At 59.0% G+C, this 21313-nt stretch carries 16 protein-coding genes; 6 read left to right on the top strand and 10 right to left on the bottom strand.

The window, feature by feature from the left end; all coding sequences use genetic code 11:
* Positions 1–332: 332 nt before the first annotated feature.
* The 4 genes from CJ178_RS16620 to CJ178_RS16600 all read right to left on the bottom strand — a co-directional run bounded on the left by CJ178_RS16620 (position 333) and on the right by CJ178_RS16600 (position 4657).
* Positions 333–1703, bottom strand: coding sequence for a cytochrome P450 (locus CJ178_RS16620; protein ID WP_033233202.1), 1371 nt, complete (start codon positions 1701–1703; stop codon positions 333–335).
* 55 nt (positions 1704–1758) lie between these two features.
* Positions 1759–1974 carry a ferredoxin gene (locus CJ178_RS16615; protein ID WP_033233201.1) on the bottom strand — a complete coding sequence of 72 codons (216 nt, stop codon included), beginning with the start codon at positions 1972–1974 and terminating at the stop codon, positions 1759–1761.
* A gap of 32 nt (positions 1975–2006) precedes the next feature.
* Positions 2007–2867 (bottom strand): mycofactocin-coupled SDR family oxidoreductase, encoded by an 861-nt coding sequence (locus tag CJ178_RS16610; RefSeq protein WP_033237425.1) that lies wholly within the window; start codon positions 2865–2867, stop codon positions 2007–2009.
* Between the two features lie 1001 nt (positions 2868–3868).
* On the bottom strand, positions 3869–4657 hold the full coding sequence (locus tag CJ178_RS16600) for a FadR/GntR family transcriptional regulator (RefSeq protein ID WP_051730847.1): 789 nt from the start codon (positions 4655–4657) through the stop codon (positions 3869–3871).
* Positions 4658–5257: 600 nt separating this feature from the next.
* Between CJ178_RS16600 and CJ178_RS16590 the strand changes: the two genes are divergently transcribed.
* Positions 5258–5728 carry a VOC family protein gene (locus CJ178_RS16590; RefSeq protein ID WP_095887146.1) on the top strand — a complete coding sequence of 157 codons (471 nt, stop codon included), beginning with the start codon at positions 5258–5260 and terminating at the stop codon, positions 5726–5728.
* Between the two features lie 278 nt (positions 5729–6006).
* On the opposite strand, the gene CJ178_RS16585 is transcribed toward CJ178_RS16590, so the two are convergent.
* The 3 genes from CJ178_RS16585 to CJ178_RS16575 all read right to left on the bottom strand — a co-directional run bounded on the left by CJ178_RS16585 (position 6007) and on the right by CJ178_RS16575 (position 10941).
* Positions 6007–7263 carry an ABC transporter substrate-binding protein gene (locus CJ178_RS16585; RefSeq protein WP_095887145.1) on the bottom strand — a complete coding sequence of 419 codons (1257 nt, stop codon included), beginning with the start codon at positions 7261–7263 and terminating at the stop codon, positions 6007–6009.
* Between the two features lie 136 nt (positions 7264–7399).
* The gene (locus CJ178_RS16580) at positions 7400–8176 is read right to left on the bottom strand and encodes an ABC transporter ATP-binding protein (RefSeq protein WP_033237323.1); all 777 of its coding nucleotides are present in this window, start codon (positions 8174–8176) and stop codon (positions 7400–7402) included.
* A complete protein-coding gene (locus CJ178_RS16575) occupies positions 8173–10941 on the bottom strand; it encodes a branched-chain amino acid ABC transporter permease/ATP-binding protein (RefSeq protein WP_095887144.1) in 2769 nt (922 codons plus the stop codon). The genes CJ178_RS16580 and CJ178_RS16575 overlap by 4 nt, the downstream gene beginning before the upstream one ends.
* Positions 10942–12434: 1493 nt before the next feature.
* Here CJ178_RS16575 and CJ178_RS16570 point away from each other — a divergent pair.
* Both CJ178_RS16570 and CJ178_RS16565 read left to right on the top strand, forming a co-directional pair.
* Complete coding sequence (locus CJ178_RS16570; protein WP_202026744.1) at positions 12435–12827, top strand: HepT-like ribonuclease domain-containing protein; 393 nt, start codon at positions 12435–12437, stop codon at positions 12825–12827.
* 179 nt (positions 12828–13006) lie between these two features.
* Positions 13007–14446, top strand: a complete 1440-nt coding sequence (locus CJ178_RS16565) for a FadR/GntR family transcriptional regulator (protein WP_033237331.1) — start codon at positions 13007–13009, stop codon at positions 14444–14446.
* A 360-nt stretch (positions 14447–14806) separates the two neighbouring features.
* On the opposite strand, the gene CJ178_RS16560 is transcribed toward CJ178_RS16565, so the two are convergent.
* From CJ178_RS16560 to CJ178_RS16555, 3 genes are all read right to left on the bottom strand, one after another.
* Positions 14807–15673, bottom strand: a complete 867-nt coding sequence (locus CJ178_RS16560) for an IclR family transcriptional regulator (RefSeq protein WP_133637933.1) — start codon at positions 15671–15673, stop codon at positions 14807–14809.
* 716 nt (positions 15674–16389) lie between these two features.
* Positions 16390–16512 (bottom strand): hypothetical protein, encoded by a 123-nt coding sequence (locus tag CJ178_RS33305; RefSeq protein ID WP_255285247.1) that lies wholly within the window; start codon positions 16510–16512, stop codon positions 16390–16392.
* Between the two features lie 641 nt (positions 16513–17153).
* Positions 17154–17618, bottom strand: coding sequence for a hypothetical protein (locus CJ178_RS16555; protein WP_033237321.1), 465 nt, complete (start codon positions 17616–17618; stop codon positions 17154–17156).
* 146 nt (positions 17619–17764) lie between these two features.
* Here CJ178_RS16555 and CJ178_RS16550 point away from each other — a divergent pair, with 146 nt between their 5' ends.
* From CJ178_RS16550 to CJ178_RS16540, 3 genes are all read left to right on the top strand, one after another.
* A complete protein-coding gene (locus CJ178_RS16550) occupies positions 17765–18238 on the top strand; it encodes a cupin domain-containing protein (protein ID WP_051730848.1) in 474 nt (157 codons plus the stop codon).
* A 15-nt stretch (positions 18239–18253) separates the two neighbouring features.
* Positions 18254–19129 carry an alpha/beta fold hydrolase gene (locus CJ178_RS16545; RefSeq protein ID WP_165826344.1) on the top strand — a complete coding sequence of 292 codons (876 nt, stop codon included), beginning with the start codon at positions 18254–18256 and terminating at the stop codon, positions 19127–19129.
* A gap of 673 nt (positions 19130–19802) precedes the next feature.
* On the top strand, positions 19803–21257 hold the full coding sequence (locus tag CJ178_RS16540) for an aldehyde dehydrogenase family protein (protein WP_092804001.1): 1455 nt from the start codon (positions 19803–19805) through the stop codon (positions 21255–21257).
* Positions 21258–21313: the final 56 nt, after the last annotated feature.

Genomic DNA, 21313 nt, shown 5'->3' with positions numbered 1-21313 from the left:
GACGACTCGGTTCACAATTGGTGTGTCCCGCCAGCGGACAGCGCTCTGCGGACAGTGCTGCGGGAAACTTCACTTCACGCGAGCGACTGCTCGAGCTCACTTCGATGCAGGCGCCGGCCTCGTGCCCAATCCTTGACGAAAAGGCTTCCTTAATCCCTCCCGGCTCGCCTGGAGCTAGGAGGGACAAGGGGGAGTTGCGTGAACTGTCGTAACTTGATCAGTTTTTCATCACATCGAGCCGGATCACTACTCACATCCCCAGCCCAGTCCATTGGTGTAATGCGGCAGGGAGATACTCGGAACAAGACTCCCTACCGCAACACCGCACGTTCTCAGTCGCCGACCTTCGCCGCTTCTCTCCGTGACACCACAGGTTCTGCCAAGCTCTGCTCGATGACTATCTTCTGCACTCGATCGATGGTCTCGGCGAAGCCGGGACCGAGCCGTTTGCCGGGTGTGAACGTTGCGGGCATGTTCACCAGTCCGTTGATCTGCCCTACGGACTCGTAATGCACAACTTTCTCCGAGTCGACGACGAAGTCGGGCATGCGTTCGAGCACCGCGGTCAACATCCGCTTGAAGAGGACGCGAGCGACGTTCGAGCCGATGCAGCGGTGGATACCGAGTCCGAACGCAGCATGACGGTTCGCACCGCGGTCGAAGTCCACTTCATCCGGGTTCGGGAACACATTAGGCGATCGGTTTGCCATCGCCCATGAGATCCAAAGGCGCTCGCCCTCTTTGAACTCGACGCCGTTGATCTCGATATCCTGGCTGAAGGTCCGCGCGTCGCCCTGTGCAGGGGTGAAATAGCGGAGGAATTCTTCAGTCGCCGGGTCGAGAAGAGTGTCGATCTCGTCGATGAGACGAGTTCGCTCTGCCGGATGCTGAGACAACCACAGGATGGACTGACCGGTCAGTGCGGTTGTGGTGTCGAACCCGCCGCCCACCAGCAGCATCGCTGTGCCCGTGACCTCCTGGTCGGTGAGGGGCTTGCCTACGACGGTTGTCTTCACGAGAGCGTCCATCAGGCCTGGTCGGGGATTCGCGCGCACCTCGGGCACCGCCGCGGTCAGGGCGGCACGGCTGTCCATGGCCATCTGCGTCACCCGTTCGTGGTCGGGCGAACCTGGCGGGGTGTACATCAGCGCGTGAGCGGGTTCGTTGTGAATTTCCCAGTCGGTGAGCGGCAGGCCCAACATGCCCATGGTCACGACCGCCGGAACGACGTTCGCGAGGTCGTGGACGAAATCGATACTGCCGCTTTCTATCTTGTCGTCGATGCACGCACGAACGAGGTCGTCGATGACCGGAATCCACCGTACGACGGCGGCTGGTGACAAGTAGGGGTTGAGCGTCTTCCGGAAGTCGGTCTGTTCCGGCGGATCCAGCTCGAGGAATGACGGAGTGTCGTACGGGCCATAGTCATACGCCGGGATGGAGATGCCCTTGTACCCGTTCTTGCTGCCGTCGGCGTCCCGGAAGTTGGTTACCGCGTCGGATCGGCGAGCGAGTGCGAAAACCTCGTCCATTCCGCTGGCAACCCAGTGGTCTTCGTATGAATCAGTCCACGCGATCGGACACTTCGCATGAAGCTCGTGTGTCTTCTCCGCGAACTCGATACGAAAGTTCGGCCCGTGGCGTTGATAGTCGATCGGGCACTTCTTCAGGTTTTCGACATTGCGAACATCGTCTGCTGTCATGATTGCTCCGGGTGCGATCGAGGCGCTCTTACGCAGCGCCAGAGGATATTACGGTTCAGGCTTCCTGAATTGCATGCTCGGAGATCTCGACGATCGCGCGCTCCGGGCACGAGAGCATGGCCTCGCGCGCGACGCCCTCGAGTTCGGCGGGGACGTCACCGTCGATCGCGTAGGCGTGCCCGTCCTCGTCCCTGAGTTGGAAGAGGTCGGGTGCGACCATCGAGCAGATTGTGTGTCCCTGACAGATGTCCTGGTCGACATGAATTCTCATGGTGCATCTCCTTCGGAGCTGTCGGTGGGTGTTTACGGGTGGAAGGAATGCATCTTCAGGTAACCGCCCGCATCGACCCGCATCTGAGTGCCGGTGACGTAGCGTGCTTCATCGGAGGCAAGGTAGAGGACGGCGTTGCTGATGTCGACAGGCTCGACCCACGGAATCGGCATCGCCTGCTGAACATGGAAAGGGCCGACAGCATCGTCGAGAGTCGGGCTCTCGAGATCCGGACGGAAAATCTTGTACATCGCCTCGCTCTGCAGCATGCCGGTGTTGCAGTTCGTCGGATGGACGATGTTCGCACGAATCATCTGAGGTGCGAGAGCGCGCGCGATTTCGTGAATGTACTGCGAGAGCATCATTTTCGCGACTGTGTAACCGGATCCGCCCGGATCCGCTCCCGGATTTTCCACCACATCGTTGGGCATGAACGCCGCCGTCGATCCGGTCGCGATGATCGACGCACCCGCCTTCAGGTGCGGCAGGGCCTCGTGGATCGCATTCTGCGCACCCATCAGGTTGACGCCGATGACATCGAGCCAGCCTTGCATGTTCGGGCCCCCCAACATCGGGGCGATACCGGCGTTGGCGACGACGATGTCGAGCTTGCCGAATTCCGAGATCCCCTGATCGAGTGCCGAACGCAACTGCGAAGCCTCACGCACGTCGGCTTCCACGGCGACGATACGACGGCCCTGCGCCTCGACCAGACGGACGGTCTCCTTCAGGTCCTCGGGTGTCCCGAGTGGATAGGAGTTGGTCTCGATGTTGCGGCACAGGTCGACCGCGATGATGTCCGCGCCCTCCTCCGCAAGCCGCACCGCGTGACTGCGTCCCTGTCCACGGGCTGCGCCCGTGATGAATGCGACCTTACCTTCAACTCTGCCCATCGAAGTTTCCTCTCGAGTGAATCTGAATGTTGTTCAAAGCCTGGCTATCTGAAATATCGAGCACGAATCAGGCCGGGCGGGCGATGGTCTTGACCTCGAGGAGATCCTCGAGACCTTCGACGCCCCACCCGGCCACATCCAGTCCGTCAGCGCCGACACCTGAATGCATTCCTGGCACCTACCGACTCCCGACGGTTACATCTTTTACTTCGTTTACTCAGTGATCTCGACCACATGAACTCTAGGTCGTGTTGCGGGGTGGCGCAAGTCCCACTTCGTCCATCCACGTTTTTGCTCGCAGGCGGCTTTGGATTCTCTGCACACAAGAGATTTGGACACGCATCATTCCTCTTTGTGCTGCTGGTGGTCCCGCTATTAGTAGATCGACTCCTCGCATCGGGGTCGAGATCTGGCGCGTCGGACCAACGTCGCGACACCACGTCGTACGCGCTGGTGGTCAACGACGACGGGGCCGCTGATTTGGTGCGGGAAATAGCAGCGTGATGACGTCACCGGGGCCGAAGTCCTAGTCGCAATGTTGCGGTTGCGCTATGGGACGTGGCGTTACGTCTACAACTGGGTACCGAGCACGGTAACCAACCTCGACGGACGGACTGCCGGAATGGGGCTACACGTTTCTCGGGTAGAAGATCCCGATGAGATTGCAGCGCGTGAATTGAAAGTTATGGCCCCGTTGCCGGAGCGCTAGGTATGCAGCTGAACAAACCTCGGCAAGGGATTCGCTCTGTATCGGTGATATTCGTTCGACGATGGCAGCGAGTTTTACGTCGAGGGCCGAAACGACCATGATCGTCACGGGTGACGATACTCTCGCCGCCCCTGACGATCGACAAGGATCTGGAAGGAACACCCAAGTGTCGGTTCACGTCTCGGTGAATGGTCCGAATGGGGTGTCGGAATCGAATTCGCTGCGCTCGCACAGTGTGATGTTGGCAAGACATCCGCAGGAGCGATTCTCCAGGGCGCCAGCGCCCACAGACTCAGTGGAGTATGTCTCGAACCTGGGCGCTCAGGTGATCCGCCGGCATTATCGAACGTGCGACACCCATGTGTTTCTTCCAATGGGCTATCGCACCGGCTTCGTCACGTGCACGTAGAAGCTTGATCAGTCGCCGTTGTGACCGTACGAACAACTTGTAGTTTGCCTGATATGTCTCGACGTCATTGCGACTGCGCTCGAGCGCGACGGAAACAGTGTGGCGTTCTACGATCTCGTGAAGCATGCCAGCGGTCAGGGCAAGGGTGGCATTTCCCGATAGTTGAACCATGAGGAGGTGGAAACGTGCAGCAGCACTGCCGAAGTCGTCGGCCGCATATCCAGCGGGGATATCCTCGTCGACGAATCGCTCGAGTTCGTCGAACGCAGCCTCTGTCCCGCTCACCGCAAGAAGGCCGGCTGCGGCGGGTTCGATAGCTTCGCGGGCGACGAGCACGTCGGAAACCGTTGCCCCCGAGAGTTCGAGGAGTAATGATGCAGGGCGGGCCACTATCTCCGGTCCGGGCACGCAGACCCGGGCGCCGGTACGTGATCCGCGACGGACCTCGACGAGACGTTCTGCTTCGAGGACTCGGACGGCTTCGCGGAGAGTCGGTCGACTGACCGAGAAGTGTTCCATCAGTTCTGCTTCGTGGGGCAGGTGATCGCCGTCGACCAGTTTTCCTTCGACGATCATGCGACGGAGCTTGCCGGCAACGAGTTCGGCTGTCTTCGGCGTACGGACCGGTCGCCCTGTTGTGCTGAGCAGGTTGAACGCCGGAGCCTCGGTCATGTCAGTCACTGGTCTACCTCGCCTTTGGTCTGGAGCAACTTCATATACCTAGTAAAGCACCCCGAAGTGCTTGATCGGGTTCACAACGGATGATGATGAGATCAATTGCCGCCCTGGTATCGCGACGAACGGATCGGCCTCAGCTCCTCTGAGTTGTAGAAATGTAACTATGTAGTGAGCTAGTGGGATGTAGATGTTCCTCGCAAACGCGGGCGCCGTTCCCGATGCTGTCCGGGGTGAGTTGACCATTGTCGAGGCGGATCTCGGGGGAGAAGCGGTCGGTGACCTACCGGCAGTGGTGGGCAGGATTCCCGTTCGCATGAGTGATGCGCGTATTGGTGCAAATGGGCGCTTGTTGCGAACTTCCATCGAAATCTATTTTATTGCAGTACTATTCGGTTCAGTTAGGTCGTCTTGGTGCCACGTTCTCCAAACGAGACCTAACTTCGCTGCACTACGCCGTGAGTGCATCGTCACCGAAATATGTCGCGCCAACCAGGTCGAGTATGTCCAGGCAACCACCTACATTGATGTTCTCGTGAGTGGTGGACCTGTGGCAGAGAATGGAGATTGTATGTTCACCCCATTTCAGGTGATCGAATGAAGGCTGCAGATCAGTACCACATCGCTATCGTCACTGATGAACCAGAAGCGAAGATGCTCGAGCTCTCGGAACTCTTCGGCTACGAATGGGGCGAAATGATGGGAGGCCCGACTACGGTTACCGTGCCCAGCGGCGATACGACCGTCGATACAACTGTCGAGCTCAAAGCCTGGTATTCACTGTCCGAACCGCGAATGGAGATCGTTCAGAGTGTTCCAGGCTCAGTGTGGACTCCCACTGAGGGTTCTGGCATTCACCATCTGGGCTATTGGGTGGACGATGTCAGTGCGGAGTCCGCCGAACTGACGCGGCGAGGCTACGCAGTCGAGGCGGTAGGCAACTGGCCGGACGGCACTGCGTATTGGGCCTATCACTGCAGTCCGTCCGGTCCACGCATCGAGATTGTCAGCCGGAATCTCAAGCCTGTGTTGGACCGCTACTTCGAGACTGGAAAGTTGTCGTCCTAGTTCAGAAAGACACCGACGTGTGTGGGGTTCACAACTTCGCACACGTCGGTTGTTTTTTGCCCGGCTTCTACGTCGGAATTGGTTGCGGCCATTGCTAAGTGGACGTGATCGCAACTCTCGCCCGCGGTGCTCCACGATCCGGATAGTCAGTCCTGTAAATTTTCGCCGCACTGATCGCTGATCGCCGGATGGGTAAACGCAGCTGCTATCTCTGCCACACAGAGCAGAGATAGCAGCTTCCTTCGATCTACCGGAAATTCGGTGTGGCGACTCCGGCGTTACTTGATGATTACCGTAGCCGGGTCGGTTTGCACACCGTCTTTCATGGTCAAGACGATAAGACCGTTGCCGCATACGGCTTTGAATCCGGCGATTGCTTGTCCGTCGCACGTGAAGGTCAGCCCTGCGCCGGCGGGCAGCGGGATGTCCTTGGCGGAACGGATTGCCGCGTCTAGTGCTGCCGGCGACGTATCGGTACCGGTGACAGACTTGGTGGCACGAATCAGGCCGAGCATTCCCTGATAGCCGGTCACGGCGTAACCCTCGACGGGAGTGTTGGGTGAGTACTTTTTCATAACTTCCCGATACAGAACGCTTTCGGGGGAGTTGGAGACTGTGTCCGCGGATCCGATGATCTTAGTGCCCTCCATGGCGGCGCCGACGGCGTCGACAACGTCCGCGTTGGCGCAGGATTGAACTGCCATGGTCTCGGTGGTCGAGCCCAATGTGTTCAGTGCTTTCAGGATGGAAGTGCAGATCGTTGACTCGCCGTAGACGACGATACCGTCCGGGTTACTGTCGAGCCCCGCATTGACCTGTGGAGTGGCGTCGGGGGTTCCGAAGGGGATGGGGATGATCTTCAGATTTGCGCCGTTGGCGGCGAATGCGGGTACGCCGATCTGTTCGAGAGATCCGGTTGCCGCGGGAAGATCAATCGTATATGCGACAACATTTTTCATCCCTTTCTCTCCGGCGTATTGAGCCATGGCCTGGGAAGTGTTGGAACCTGCGGTCCACATGTACGCGCCGTCGCCAGTGGTCTCGACGGCGCTGCCACCGAGTGCGGCGACGTAGGGGATCCCTGCTGAAGTGATGATGGGTGCGATGATCTGGCCGAGGCCACTGCTGGGGAGTACCACCGCGGATACCTTTGCTTCGACCATCTGGTTTGCGCAATCGCGTGCAGAGACAGGTTCTTCTTGTTGTTTGCAGATGACCAATTCGACAGGGCGGCCACCGATGCCACCGAGCTGCTCGTTTGCATATTTTGCGGCAGCTTCGGCGGCTTCCCGGTTTTCGGGCTGTGAAACAGCCTGCCCATTTTCGTTATTGATGAACCCGATCTTTACAGGTGTGCCTGTGGCGGCGATACCGGGGAATGCGCCGGCGGGTAGATCTGCCGAAGAGGAGGACGATGAGGAGTCGGAGGTATCGCCTGCGCTCTCGCTGCTACAAGCAGTCATTGCTGTCATCGCAACGACGGCAATGGACGCCGCCACTATCTTTGAAACATGCAGGCCGTTCGAGGGTTTCATCGGTGGTCCTTCTGTTGGGGTGGATAACATCGGCCGCCGTTGAAGCCATGGCGGACCGGGTGAAGTGGATGGAGACGGCAGAAGCGCACCGGGTTTCGATATGCCTGCTCGTAGCGGCGTATTCGTCAGCCCTGTGTCAGATGATCGTGCTCTGTTCAACGGCGTCCACGGTCTCTACTGCTTCCGTGCGCGGACGTTCGTTTGCGCCCAGATATGCGTCTTCGATCAGGTGAGGGTGTGCCGCAAGTTCGGCGGCATCCCCTTGCAAGACGTTGTCACCGTGGCGCAGGACGAGTGCTGTGTCGGCCACCGTCAGTGCGAGCTGCACGTGCTGCTCGACGAGTATGACGGCAGTTCCGGTGGCATCGGCGACTGTCCGCAATACCGGGAGAAGCCGTTCGACGATAACAGGTGCCAAACCCATGCTCAGCTCGTCGATGAGAAGAACTTTCGGGTGTTGAATCAGCGCGCGCCCGATGGCAAGCATTTGCTGTTCGCCACCAGAGAGTGCGCCGGCGTGCACTTTCAGTCGCTTGTCCAGCTCTGGAAAGTAGCCGAGAATCTTCTCTCGCGATGCGGCCCAGTCGCGTCGTGATTTCACTGCCAGTCGAAGGTTCTCTTCCACGGTCAGGGTGGTGAACAGTGCGCGGTCGTCGGGGACGAACACCAGCCCGGCGTCGGATGCGCTGCGTGCGTGCCCGGACTTGACGTGATGGCCGGTGATCTCCACCGTGCCACCGAGACTGGGCAACAAACCTGCCAGCGTGAGCAGCATAGTTGTCTTGCCTGCGCCGTTCGGTCCGAGGAGCGCGAGGATTTCGCCTTCACGTAATTCTAGATCGAAATCGCGAACGCAGGGTCGGCCCTGCGAATAGCCGGCATCCATATCGGTGCACTTCAAGACCGCGGTCATGCGTTCAGCTCCTGTCCGGTGTGCGTCGCGCCGAGGTAGGCCCGGGTAACTGCGGGGTCCTTGCGTATTTCTTCCGGAGTGCCGATTGCGATGACTTTACCCAGATCGAGAACGACAATCCGGTCGCAGACTTCCAAGACCAGCTCCATATCGTGATCGACTATGACGACCGTCAGGCCTGAATCACGTACGGCCCGTAGTCGATTCCCCAGCCACATGCTTTCGGTGCTGCCCAGTCCGGCAGCAGGTTCGTCCAGCAGTACGACGCGCGGCCGGCCGGCGAGAGCGCGGGCAACCGAGACCAACTGGCGTTGTCCTTGAGAGAGTTCCTTGACCGGTCGGTCCGCGACCGAGCTCAGGTGTAGTAGTTCGAATAGTTCGTCGAGGCCAGCGGAATCGAGTGGCGGATTGTCCGGTCCTCGATGGTGTGACGCAGTTGTGCCGACGGAGACGTTTTCGCGGACCGAGAGATCGTCGTACAACTCGATGCCTTGGAAGGTGCGCCCGAGTCCGGAGCGACTGCGTTGAAAAGCCCTCTTGCCGTTGAGATTCAGGTCGCCGATTGTGACACTGCCGGTGGCGTCGGCGAAGCCGCTGATCGCATCGATAAAGGTGGTCTTGCCGGCTCCGTTGGGGCCGATCAGGCCGATGATCTCGCCGTCACGGACATCGAATGAGACGTCGTCGAGTGCGGTGATGCCGCCATATCGGACACCGATTTCGTGGCTGGAGAGGACGACGTCACCGATCGGACGGGCAGTGCCGAGGTACGGGGTTGTGCTGTCCAACTCGAACTCGATGTGCTCGGATTCTGGGTCGGTAGTTGCGGGGGTGATCTTGCGGCGCAGGTAGTCGACCGTCTTGTGCACTTCGGAGATGATTCCTTCTGGATTCATGATGACGGTGATAACCAGGAGAACCCCGGTGATCACTGCGTAGTAGCTACCGACGTTGGCGACGCGGTCGAGGAAGATGAACATTATTCCGCCGGCTCCCATGACTCCGGCGAGTATTCCGCCGGAGACGCAGGTGACACCTGCCAGGTAGGCGACTGCGAACATCGCGATTCCGCCCATGGCAGAGAAGGATTCAGGAACGGCCATGGTTTGTTGGTACGCCATCAAGGACCCGCCGAGACCGGCGATGAACGCGCCGATCGCGAAGGCAATCAGTTTCGTGCGGGAAACGTTGATGCCGGAGGCGGCAGCAGATCGCTCGTTTGCACGTACCGCGAGCATTGATGCACCGAGTCGACTGGTTCGTAGTTTTGCCGTACCGACGGCGATGATCACCAGTACTGCGAGGCAGAGAATGCCGAAGGAGATTTTTGGATAGGAGTCGCCGGATCCGATCCCGAGATCGATGCCGAACAGCGACGGGTCGTCGACGCGTGCTCCGTTGACTCCACCGTTCAACTTGTTGTTGCGGAACCAGAACATCTCGAGAAACACTGCGAGGCTCAACGTCACCACCGCGACGGGTAGTCCTCGGATGCGTAGTGCCGGCAGGCCGACGACTACCCCGATCACCATCGCCACCAGTGCTGCGAGGACGGGGGCAATGGGGAAGGGGATTCCCCACTCCGTGGTGAAGCGGCTGAGCATGAATGCGGCCACTCCGGCAAGCGCTAACTGCGCCAACGATATTTGTCCTGCGAATCCGGTGACCACCACCTGTGAGATGGCGATGACCGCGAGGGTGAACGTCAAGATCACCGCACCGCGGTAGCTGCCGTGAGTGAAGACGAGAAATCCTAGCGCGATCACGGTGAAGGTGACTGTGGGGATCACCAAGTTCTTGGGCCGTGGCGCGGCGCCAAGGGTGTTCTGGATGATCGCACCACGTGTGGGGAGCGGTCGTCCGCGGAAGACGAGAAAAATGAGGATCAGGATCAGCGGAATCAACTCGGCCATTCCCGCTTGTGGTAGCCAGCTCACCGTTGCCTGCAGGTGGGTCATCTCCGACTGGAGCACACCGATTCCGAGTCCGGCAGCCACGGCTGGTCCGATGGAATTGAAGTTTCCGACTAACGCCGCGGCGAGGGCCGGGACGATGAACATTGTGTAAGAGATCGGGATGAGCGGCACGATCGGGGCGATGAGGATGCCGCTGAGCCCGGCGATCATGGTGCTCAATGCCCAGTTGGCGTAGGCGATTCGTTCGGGGGAGAGCCCGGTGACGATCGCGCCTTTCTCCGATTCGGCAGCCGCTCGGGTTGCCAGTCCGAATCGGGTCAATCGGAAAGCGAGCACGAGCAGGATGGTCAGAACGATGATGATGGCGGCGAACCAGATTCGGTCTGCCGGTATACGAATGCCGCCGAATTTCATGACATTTGTAGGCAGGATGGCTTTCACCGAGACCGGAGTTGTGCCGACCCTCGCCGCCAAGAGAGCCTGAACGGCAAGCATCAGAGCGATCGAGGCTACGGCCTTGGCGGTGGCCGGCGCGGTCCTGAGCAGCCTGAATACTGCGAAGTACATCAGCACGCCTAGGGCTGCGGCGATGGCCATTGCTATGCCCATCGCTGGGATCAGTCCTATCGGGCCACCCAGATCCAGGGTTTTGGGCAGGCCAGGTATCGGGATCAGGAGTTCGCCGCTGCGTAGGTAGGCGTACGTATAGGCGACGTAAAGCGCGATAGCGCCGGTCGCGAAGTTCACTACGCCCGAGCTTCGGTAGGTCATGACCAATGCCAGGGCGAGCGCTGCGTAGACAGCGCCGTTACCCAGCCCGAGGAGCAGGAACTGGAGATCTTGGGTCATCACTTGGGTCTTTCGCTAGAAAGGGAAGAGTGGCTGCTGCTGTCGGATCAGTTGAGGATGACCTCAGGGTCAGTTAGCTAGTCGCCGCGACGGCCTCTGACCTCCGCGTTGACATCTCCCGAGAGACTTAGGTCACTAAGTCAGGTTTCTACTATGACACAACATGATGATGTACGTCACTAAGTGGGTGAAGTTTCGGTTCGGCCGGGTTGGTCGCAAGTGCGTCGTCGGTCGTCTTGTGGTGGGAGTCGTGCCCGAACCGCCCGTGCGGCCTGTTGTAGTGATGTCGAATAAGTACTTGCAGCGCAACGGATTTGTACTACTTACCGATGTCAGTTGAACTGCCGGAGCTGCTACTGTTCGAGGAGCGCTGAGTGGAAAATCTCCAGCTCAATTACTGGACAGCGATGAGTAAAGATATAGATAACTTAGATATCGAACTATTTGCTGCCTTCTGACACGTCGAATTCAACACCGCCCTAATCGAATGAAGGTGGCAAGGGTCTTTGCTGCCTTGTTGGTTGTAGCGAAGTCGGCTTCGGTGCGGTAGATGCTCTCTGTGACGTGGCGTGGCATCGCGATCTCGTGCGGGCGGATTGGCACACTCGGGCGACGCGCGCTAGGGATGAAAGTTTTCGCCTGAGTGCAAATGTCCTCGGAGGTCGCCCCAATGAGGTGTGGGAGATGTCGGAGGTGTCAGGTTTTGCGACAGATTCAGGCCGGCGTGTCTAGTGGACCGTTCTGGTGGCTGTGACGATGGGTCCGAGGCGCTTTCGGGGTCAGGCTGATGCGGCGCATTACGTGGGCGATTTGTCCGCAGGTGAAACCGAAAATTGTTGTACACCAGAATCATTCGAACATCTAATGTAGAACTGAAAGGCAGTGATTTAGGTCCAGTTTCTTACCCTCGTATGCACGATTGCCGATGCTTCGTTGACGTTGACGTTGACGTTGACGTTTCGCTGCGCACGCCCAGGGATGTGGCGTCACTGGCTCTTCCGGCCGATTGGTGTCCCGATGGAGATCGGCCGAGTCCCAGGCTGGGCGGATGCTCTCCAACTTGGTTGGAACAGCTTTGACAGAGCGGCATCGACGACTCGATCGTTGAGCGAGTTCACCTCTGGTGTTGTTGCCGAATACAGCCGATATTACTGCATGGAAATTGACTCTCCGCCTTGATATCCCGGTTGTCTACTGTCTGTTCCGTCAGGCGGAACCATAGGTGATGGCTCAGCTCTGAAACTGGTTGACTTGGTCAGTCGGTTCGGTGGAGGCGCTTACAGTGCTTCATCAAGCGACAGGTCGATCTAGGCTTCGGAGGCGTGAGAGTATGGGACTATGTATAGGTGATCAGTTCGAGTGAAGAGTCGACGAGCATGATGAATGCGCTTGCTGTCGTGGCAGATTGGAAGCCGCGACAGTCCGCGAATCAAAATAGTCGAGCGGTACAGCCTCGCCTGGACCGGGGATTTGTGGAACACAGACTGATCACGATGCGCAGAGCGGTCGGACAGCTCGTCGGCGTCGGTTCGTTGGACCGCGAGCGACTGGAAATCGATCCGGCGATAGGGCTTGTCCTTGAACGGATCCTGGCGCTACTGGTCGAATTGGCGGTTGCGATCAACAATCATGTATTGGAAAGCGTGCTGGGTGAAGTGCCGCAGAAATCGGCAGATTCGTTCGGTGCGGCCGAGAAGGCCGGGATGATCGACGCGGAGTTAGCAACCGCTCTAGTGCCTCCGGAAGGCCCGCACAACGTTCTTCTCCAGCTGTACATGGACACCGAACCCGAGGAAGTCGCCGCGGTCGTGTCCGCGGCGACTTCCGGATATGAGGAGTACGTGCAGCAGGTCACTCGCTGGATCGAGGCCAACGCTTCTGCGTGAATGTGTTGTCGAGGCCTGGCGAGCCAATTCTCGATTGGATCTTGGTGACTTCAGCATGCTGATAGGTAGCGTAGGTAGGGAACACTCTATCGGGTCACGGATCTCAGTATCGTAATGAACATTCAAAGATCTCGGTGTTCGAGATCCGTGTTTCTTGGGGATTGGGAGCGACCGGCTTGATGACGAGTGCGGAAGATACAGAGACATGGTCGGTGGGTCCGGAGAAGCTCGCGTCACAGGTTGCCCGGCAGCTCGAGGATGAGATCATCGTCCGGAAATGGCCGGTCGGTGAGGTCTTGGGTTCGGAGCCCGAGTTGCTGGAGCGCTTTGGAGTGTCTCGGTCGGTTCTGAGAGAAGCGATTCGGCTGCTCGAGCACCATTCGGTCGCGCGGATGCGTAGCGGTCCAGGCGGAGGGCTGGTGGTGTGCGCCCCGAACGCATCGGCGTCCATGCGTGCGTTGGTGATCTACCTGGAGTACATAGGCGTGAGCGTCGAAGATCTGCTCCACGCCCGATTGCTACTCGAGCCGCTCGCAGCTCGGTTGGCAGCGGGGGCGATCACCGAGGACGGTATTGATCGATTGCGGTCGATCGTTGGGAAAGAGCAGGAGCAGATCGGTGATCCGAACTGGTCCTTCGACGACGAGTTTCACATTTTGCTCGGAAGCCTGTCCGGCAACGCGGTGCTGCAGCTGTTCATCGAGGTTGTGATGCTGCTGACGTCCCGCTACATTCGCGCCTGGGGGCCAACGTCGAGGGAGGCGGGGGCCGCGGCTAAGGCTGTTGCCATCGCGCGGCACGTCCAAATCGTAGACGCGGTAATCGCAGGTGACGCCGCAGCCTCGGAGAGCCAACTAAGCGCCCATCTCGAAGAGATCGAGGAGTGGATGCTGGCCAACCGGATCCGACGTCCATCGCATCGCATGCGGACTCGACCCAGCGACCCTAACCCGAACGCCACAAAAGGCACCAAACTTGCCGAGGTTATTGCCGGCCGTATCCATGACGACATCACCAGCGACGGCTGGCAGATCGGTGAGGTCTTCGGATCGGAGCCAGATCTTTTGGCGCGCTACGAGGTTAGCCGTGCGGTCCTGCGTGAAGCGATTCGGATCCTCGAACACCACAGCGTTGCTCGGATGCGCCGCGGACCTGGCGGCGGACTGGTCGTCCTGGCTCCCGACCCAACGGCCAGTATTCGTGCGATCGCTCTCTATCTCGATTTCGAGGGTATGAGCCCCGACCACCTCCACCTGGTTCGTGAAGTGATCGAGTTGGGGTGCATCCAGACCGTCACCGCCGTCGCAACTGCTCCCGATGTAGCTTCGCGGTTACGTGCTGCACTTGACCACACCACTGTGCACGGTGACGCCGGCGACATGTTCCATACCGAGGTTGCAGACCTTGCCGACAACCCGGTTCTGACACTGTTTTTGCGCGTCATCACCGACCTCTGGACCCGCCAGAGTCGCTCCGAAGAGTCCATGACTCCGGCCGTCGAGGTGCAGGTCCGGTGCACCCACGACAAGATCCTCGAGGCAATCCTCCTTGGGGACGATGGGCTCGCTCAGCATCGCATGCGGCGCCACCTACAGGAGCTCACCACGTGGTGGCACTAGGTTTGGGAACGTCTACCTGATCGAGGACGAATTTACGGGGCGAGTTCCAATACTCGCCGCGGTGATGATCGACGAGTCGCAACGAACTTGGGCAGATCAGTCGAGGTGTCTCAGCCGAGGGACTCTTCGACCGGCGCACCTGGGTATTCTCACGGCCGGGTTGCCTTTCGAAATGTCGTGAATTCCGACATTCCGTCGAAATTCGAGCTGACGACCACCCGACTCCGAGAGTCGGTCAGGTAGTCGTCGGCGCGGGATCTGATGCCTCGAAGTGCTCAGAGTCCGGGTTTTACATAGAGATTCGGAAGCACTTCGGGGCCGGTACGGCGGTTATGCTCGTGTGGACACATCGAAAAGTTACTACAATCGGGTGCTTGCTCCGCCGAGTCTGTGGGTTGCATTCCAGATCGCGGCGGCGGTGCTCCGAACTGCTTCGGTCGCTATGCCCCATCTCATTCGGCCCGCCGGCGCGGTAACGGAAACGGCTCCGATCACGTTTCCGGAGCTACGGATCGGCGCGGAAACACACACGAAATCTTGGTAGATCTCGCCACGATCGAACGCTATTCCGACCCTGCGCACTTGGCTGAGCTCGGTCCGTAGCGCTGCGGGGTCCGTGATCGTATTCGCCGTCCGCCTAAGCATGGGCGAGGAGGTTACTGTGCGGACGGCGTCGTCGTCGAAGGCGGTCATGGCCTTGCCTAATGCGGTGCAGTACGCGGGATTTCGTCCGCCGCGTCGGGTCGGCAAACGGACTGCGCCTACCGCGATACGTTCGAGATATACGACCTCGGACTGATCGAGAATGCCGAGTTGTGTGGACATTCCGGTCTTGGCTGCGAGGGCTTGCAGATGTGGAATCGCGGCTTCGTAGAGTTGGTTTCCTTCGACAGCAAGACTTCCCAGCTCGAACATGCGAATGCCGATGCGGTAGCCGTCAGGATCCCGTTCGATCCATCCCACTTGGCACAGTTGATCAGCAAGTCGATGCAACGTCGATTTCGGCAGCCCAGTGCTCTCACTGAGATCGCCGAGACCGAGCACCTGCTGTTTGCCGTTGAACGCCCCCATGATGGCAGCGACCCTTCCCATCACGGTGCGTTCGGGTCGGAGTCGGACGTCAGTTCCGACATGATCGACCTCCATAGACGATATGTACTCGTCCATGGAATCGACCACTGATTCCATCGGCAAAATCGACGTGCACTGCGTCAAACTCGATGTCACGGCTGCCACCTCCCAATTCAGGCTACTAATAGACACTTAATTCGGTCCAAATCTAGGATTGCATGCGCACATCCCGGAATGTTTTCTAAATTAGTGTCCTTTATTCCTGTAATCAGGGTCACATCAACGAGCGCGCATGTCAACCCCCGCGTGTCGAATCAGCTAAATCGCCCGCGTAGGCGCAGTAATTGCCTGGTGGGAGTCACGCACGCAACGGGTGGTCAACCTCGGCCGTGCACTGATCGGGAGGTGTTGTGAGCCGGCCGAGAACGGAAATTGGCGGTGAATCAACCCCGTAGATCGGTAGTAATAGCAAAAAAGTTCGCTCCGGTGGCGCTGTCCGCTGCCTTCGATTCTGCAAATTGCTGACAAGCCGAACTAAGCTCCTCGTGACACAAGTGTCACGAGGTCGACACGAACTTCGGCGAACGGCAGCGGCCTGGGAAGCCGGAACGGCCGTGGCCTGGGAAGCCGGCGAAATGCCGCAACAGTGAGCGTACAACGGTCCGGATCTTGGGTGGTCGGGATCGTTTCGCTGCATTGGAAACAGGTGGACGATGCTGACCGCTGCGGAGTGCGCGGCCTTCGGAATTTACCAAGGTGGCGCGGCCGCGCCTGGCCTCGAAATCGACTGAGCATCAAAAAGTAAGTGGCGCAGCGATACTCGTTGAACGATACAGAGTCACAGCTGACCTCGGATGGGTCGACCTCGACTTCTATGAACGCGAACGGTGCCTTGCATCATCGGCGAGCTGGACGATCGTGGCGAGTTCGGCGTCGAGAAGGCTGTGAAGATCGCGCATGAGTGCGGCGTCGTCGGAATTCGTCGACGTAACCATTGCATTCAGGGAGGGCATTCAGGAGGCAGACAGTGGTTGCCGCTCGATCGGTGGCCGGGGGCGGAGGTCGAGGGATGGACACTCACCACGCTCGCCCCAGATACTCCATGACTGGAAGGCTCAGTCCGTTGACCGTGAAAAGTTCGTGGCCGCGACAGGCCCGGGCGCGCGACTCCAGTTCACTTTCAGGATCATTCGCGATCGGTGAAGAGAGTGGCATTGCCGGGATGGAAACCTTGCCTGCATGCCCACGTCTTTCTCGACAGCGAGCAACAAGCGACCGGACTCACAGAAAGTTCGATCATGCGGACGCCCGACCACGTGGCACGGATTCGACATTCACGCAGGAAAATTCGCGGCCTTGGAAAAGTCGGGCGGTGAACAGCGGTGCGCGCGTATCTGTGAGGTCGTGACCCCAGCAACACGCGCCAATCGGTAACTCCAGAAAGATAATTGGAATGCATCCGCTACCGCTCCGGCTCGCCCGTTGATCGGAAGAGGCAGTGCATGGAGACGGAGGCGCTAGCGCCGCGCGGTTGCTCCGATGATTTCGTGGATGCAAAACTGCCGCCCTGTTTCTCTGTTGTGAACAAGTTCAGGGCGGCAACCTCACAAGTGATCGAGGAGCGGTCGGCTGCTACTCAGCGATGTACCCAGCCTGCGTCGTGCCAGTACGTCTCGAGCTTCTCCATCGGTTCGGGCCAGGTCTCGATGTAAGTGACGCCTTCAGGCCCCGCAGTCATGATGTAGGGGGTGCCGGCCTCACTGATCCAGAATTCGCCTGGACCGATGGTCTGGCTACCTTCCTCGCCGTCTTGGCCCCAGGCGACATGGAACTCACCCTCGAATACGATGATCAACTCGTCAAGATTGTGGTGGTGACGAGGCACCGAGAAGTTCGGGGCGCACCGAAGGCCGTTGAGATTGAACGACCTGTCTACCTTGTTCGAGACCCACATATTGCCCTTGAAGGTCTGTTCCATGTCGATCGGCGCATCGGCGAGGAGTCCGCCTTCATTCCAGAGGTAAGAGGGAAGGTCCTGATCGACCGACAGGTCGATCCAACCCTCTTCTTCGGACAGCAGATTGAAGTATTCGATTGCCATACTCCGGAGTCTGTCGAACATGACAGGGTGTGTCATCAACAGGTTCCGTTGGACGGAATGGGGGCAGGTGACCGTGCTCGTCAGACCCGTTCCATCAAACGGAATTCTCCGGCGACAGGATGTACAGCCGCACATACTATTTCGGAATGGCACTTACTTTTGGTGATCTGGTGGACGATGCGGATTGGATTCCTCTGGGCCTTGATGTGGCGCCGAGTTACTTCTGGAAGGACGGTGGTTTGCTGATCGACGCGCCAGTGGATTTCGCGGCGACGTTCGGCGGGTCGATGTGGGTGACCACAAAGCCAATTCAGGTGAAGCGCTTCAATCGCAACCCTTTGCGGGTGCGACCGAACTTTACGGTACCTCGCCACCATCACAACATGGACGAGTTGCTCTTTGTCTTCGCAGGCGAGTACAGCATTGAGTACGAGGAAGACGGCGAGTGGCAGACCGTGCGAGTGCGTCCGGGGGAGTTCTTTCTCAGCCGCGCAGGCACTGCGTACACGATGACGGCCGGGTCCGAAGGCGTCACCTACATCGAGACCTGGCCGAAGCCGGTAGCCGAACTCGAGACGTACTGGCATGACTTTGGTTGGCTGGAAGCACCGTCGAGCTAAGAGGAGGAGACACGACTGATGGCTGAATTTACGTTTGAAGGCACGAGCAGGACTCTGCAGACGCCCAGAGGGCCGCTGCACTATCACGAGGCTGGCGACGGTCCTCCATTGCTCTTGCTGCACGGCTCGGGTCCAGGGGTCAGTGGCTGGGCGAACTTCCAGGGAAATCTACCGGTCTTCGCCGAGCATTTCAGGACGCTCGTTCTCGACTTCCCTGGATTCGGCAAGAGTTATTCGTGCGAGGACAATCCGATGATTGCCGGACTGCCGGCGGTGTTGGACTTCCTCGACGGTATGTCGCTCGATTCTGTTCCGGTCGTTGGTAATTCGATGGGCGGAAACATTGCGGCACAGCTGGCATCCAGACATCCTGAGCGAGTGACTCGACTCGTTACGATTGGCGGCATCGGGCTGCCTGTGTTCAGTCCGTCGCCCCCGGAAGGCATCAAGCTTCTCGTGCAGTTCGTCGAGGACCCGACACGTGAGCGGTTGATGACGTGGATGGAGGCCATGGTGTACGACACCTCCATTCTGACGGAGGAGTTCGTCGAGATGCGGTGGAGAGCCGCATCGGACCCGGCCGCGCTTGCTGACATCAAGAAATTGTTCAATTTCCGTTCGCTGGCGGCGATGCGTAATCGGGGTACGAACGCAGCCGAACAGGTTGGAGCACTGACGAAGATCCAGGCGCCGACGCTGATCACTTTCGGCCGCGACGACCGTGTAACGCCCATGGACAGCTCGCTTGTCCCGATGCGACTGATCCCGAAGTGTGAACTGCACGTCTTCTACGATTGTGGGCATTGGGCGATGATCGAACGCAAAGACGAGTTTGAAAGCGTGGTGCTCTCGTACCTGCTCCGCGACCGGAAGCTTGCACCAGTGCTCTGAAGCCCTTCTGGGACAATCTTTCTGCCCCGGTGATCCAACGGACCGCCGGGGCAGAATTGTCTCAGAGCGCAATAGATGAAGCGGGCTGCCCGGCGCTCGACGATCGCTTTCACCTTCAGTGCTTCTATGTCGTCTTCACGGTTGGCGCACATGTACCCGAAAAGCGCTGCGGCGGTGCGCCGGAGTGATCGAGCGGGTGACAGTTCAACGTAAGCGTCCAGACAACAGCCTGGCTTCCGCTGCCGGCGACGAGGACATTCGGAGTCAGACGCAATGCGCACGATGTCGAATCGTGCAAGCACACTCATAGATTGCGGCAGGATGGCCGCACAGATTCAGTTCTAGGGCATACGGCGTCGCGGTAGACGTAGCGCGTAGTGGTGTCGGGCGCATCGCACCGATTCGAAATGTGTGGTGGGACTACTGGACCAGCCGTGGAAATTCCTTGTAGACAGAGATTTTGGTGTGGCGAGGAGAGGGAAGCCGGAGTTCAACTGAAGTACTTGTGCTTATCGAGCGGAAGTTCTACAGTTTGCGTGATGGAGCTCACTACATATACAAAGTATTACATGTAATACAGGTGAATTTTGGTGAGTGTCTCCAGCAGCCTCTGACGAACCAGGGGAGAGGCCAGCCCTGCCGTAACGATCCGATCTTCAAAGGAAAGTGACAAATGAGTAATTCCGAGTACCGCATGTTGATCGACGGTGCGCTGGTCGCCGCGACGGGGGGCCGCACCTACGAGAATGTCAACCCGGCGAACGAAGAAGTCATCGGTGTTTCGCCGAATGCCGGTGTGGCCGATGTCGAGCGGGCGATCCTGGCTGCGCGGCGGGCTTTCGACACCACGACGTGGTCGACGGACACCGAGTTCCGTCAGCGGTGCCTGGTGCAGTTGCAGTCCGCTCTGCGCAAGAACGCCGAAGAGATGCGGCCGGTGATGGTTGCAGAGGGTGGCCTGCCGCTCGCGTTGACCTACGACGTGGCGCTCGATGGCTCGATCGAAATGATCAGCCATTACATCGATCTCCTCGACACGTTCGAGTTCGAGCGGGTCATCACCCCGGTTGCCGGTGACGAGAAGGCGCACCGCATCGTGCGGCGTGAGGGTGCCGGTGTCGTCGCGGCGATCACCGCATGGAACTACCCCATCTTCTTGGCGATCGCGAAGTTGATTCCCGCGTTGGCTGCGGGGTGCACCGTGGTCCTCAAGCCGGCGCCGGATACTCCGTGGAACACGTTGGAGATCGGTCGTATCCTGCTCGAGCACACCGATATTCCGGCTGGTGTGGTCAATATCGTCAGTACTGACGACAATGAGGTGGCGTCTGTGCTCACGACCCATCCGGAGGTGGATGCGGTTACGTTCACCGGATCGACTGTCACGGGTCGGCGGATCATGGCGGCGGCTGCGCCGACGGTCAAACGTCTCACTCTCGAGCTCGGTGGTAAGTCGTCTGCAATCCTGCTCGACGACGCGGACTTCACCTCTGCGATTCCGTTTGTGGCTGCTACCACTCTCAGCCATGCCGGTCAGGGCTGCGGTATTTACTCGCGACTACTGGTGCCCCGCGCGAGACTCGACGAGGCAGTCGAAATTGCGGTCGCGTCGATGCAACAGATTCCGTGGGGCGATCCCACCGACATCGCCAACTACATGGGACCGCTCGCCAACAAGCGTCAGTACGAATCGGTGCTCCGCTACTACGAGATCGCGAAGCAGACCGGGCGGATTGCGTTGGGTGGTAAAGCCAGTGACCGTTTCGAGAAGGGATTCTGGGTCGAGCCGACTGTGCTCACCGACGTCGATTCCCTCTCGACGGTGCCGCAGGAGGAGATCTTCGGTCCGCTGCTGTGTGTGCTGCCCTACGAGGACGATGCCGACGCGGTCGCGATCTCGAACAACACGATCTACGGTCTCGCCGGCGGTGTGTGGAGTGCGGATGTCGAGCGGGCTCAGCGGGTTGCCGAGGGTATGCGGGCGAGCTCCATTCAGGTCAACGATCAGATGTGGAATCACCGGTCGGCACCGTTCGGTGGGTACAAGCAGAGCGGAATCGGCCGGGAGTGGGGCGTCGAAGGTCTCGAGGATCTCCTCGAGGTCAAGACCATCGCCCGCCCGGCCTGATTCGTGCTCGATATTTCAGATAGCCAGGCTTTGAACAACATTCAGATTCACTCGAG

Origin of the sequence: Rhodococcus sp. ACPA4 (assembly GCF_002300185.1) — a bacterium.
Classification (GTDB): domain Bacteria; phylum Actinomycetota; class Actinomycetes; order Mycobacteriales; family Mycobacteriaceae; genus Rhodococcus_F; species Rhodococcus_F globerula.
This window is presented reverse-complemented; position numbering and strand designations above follow the sequence as displayed.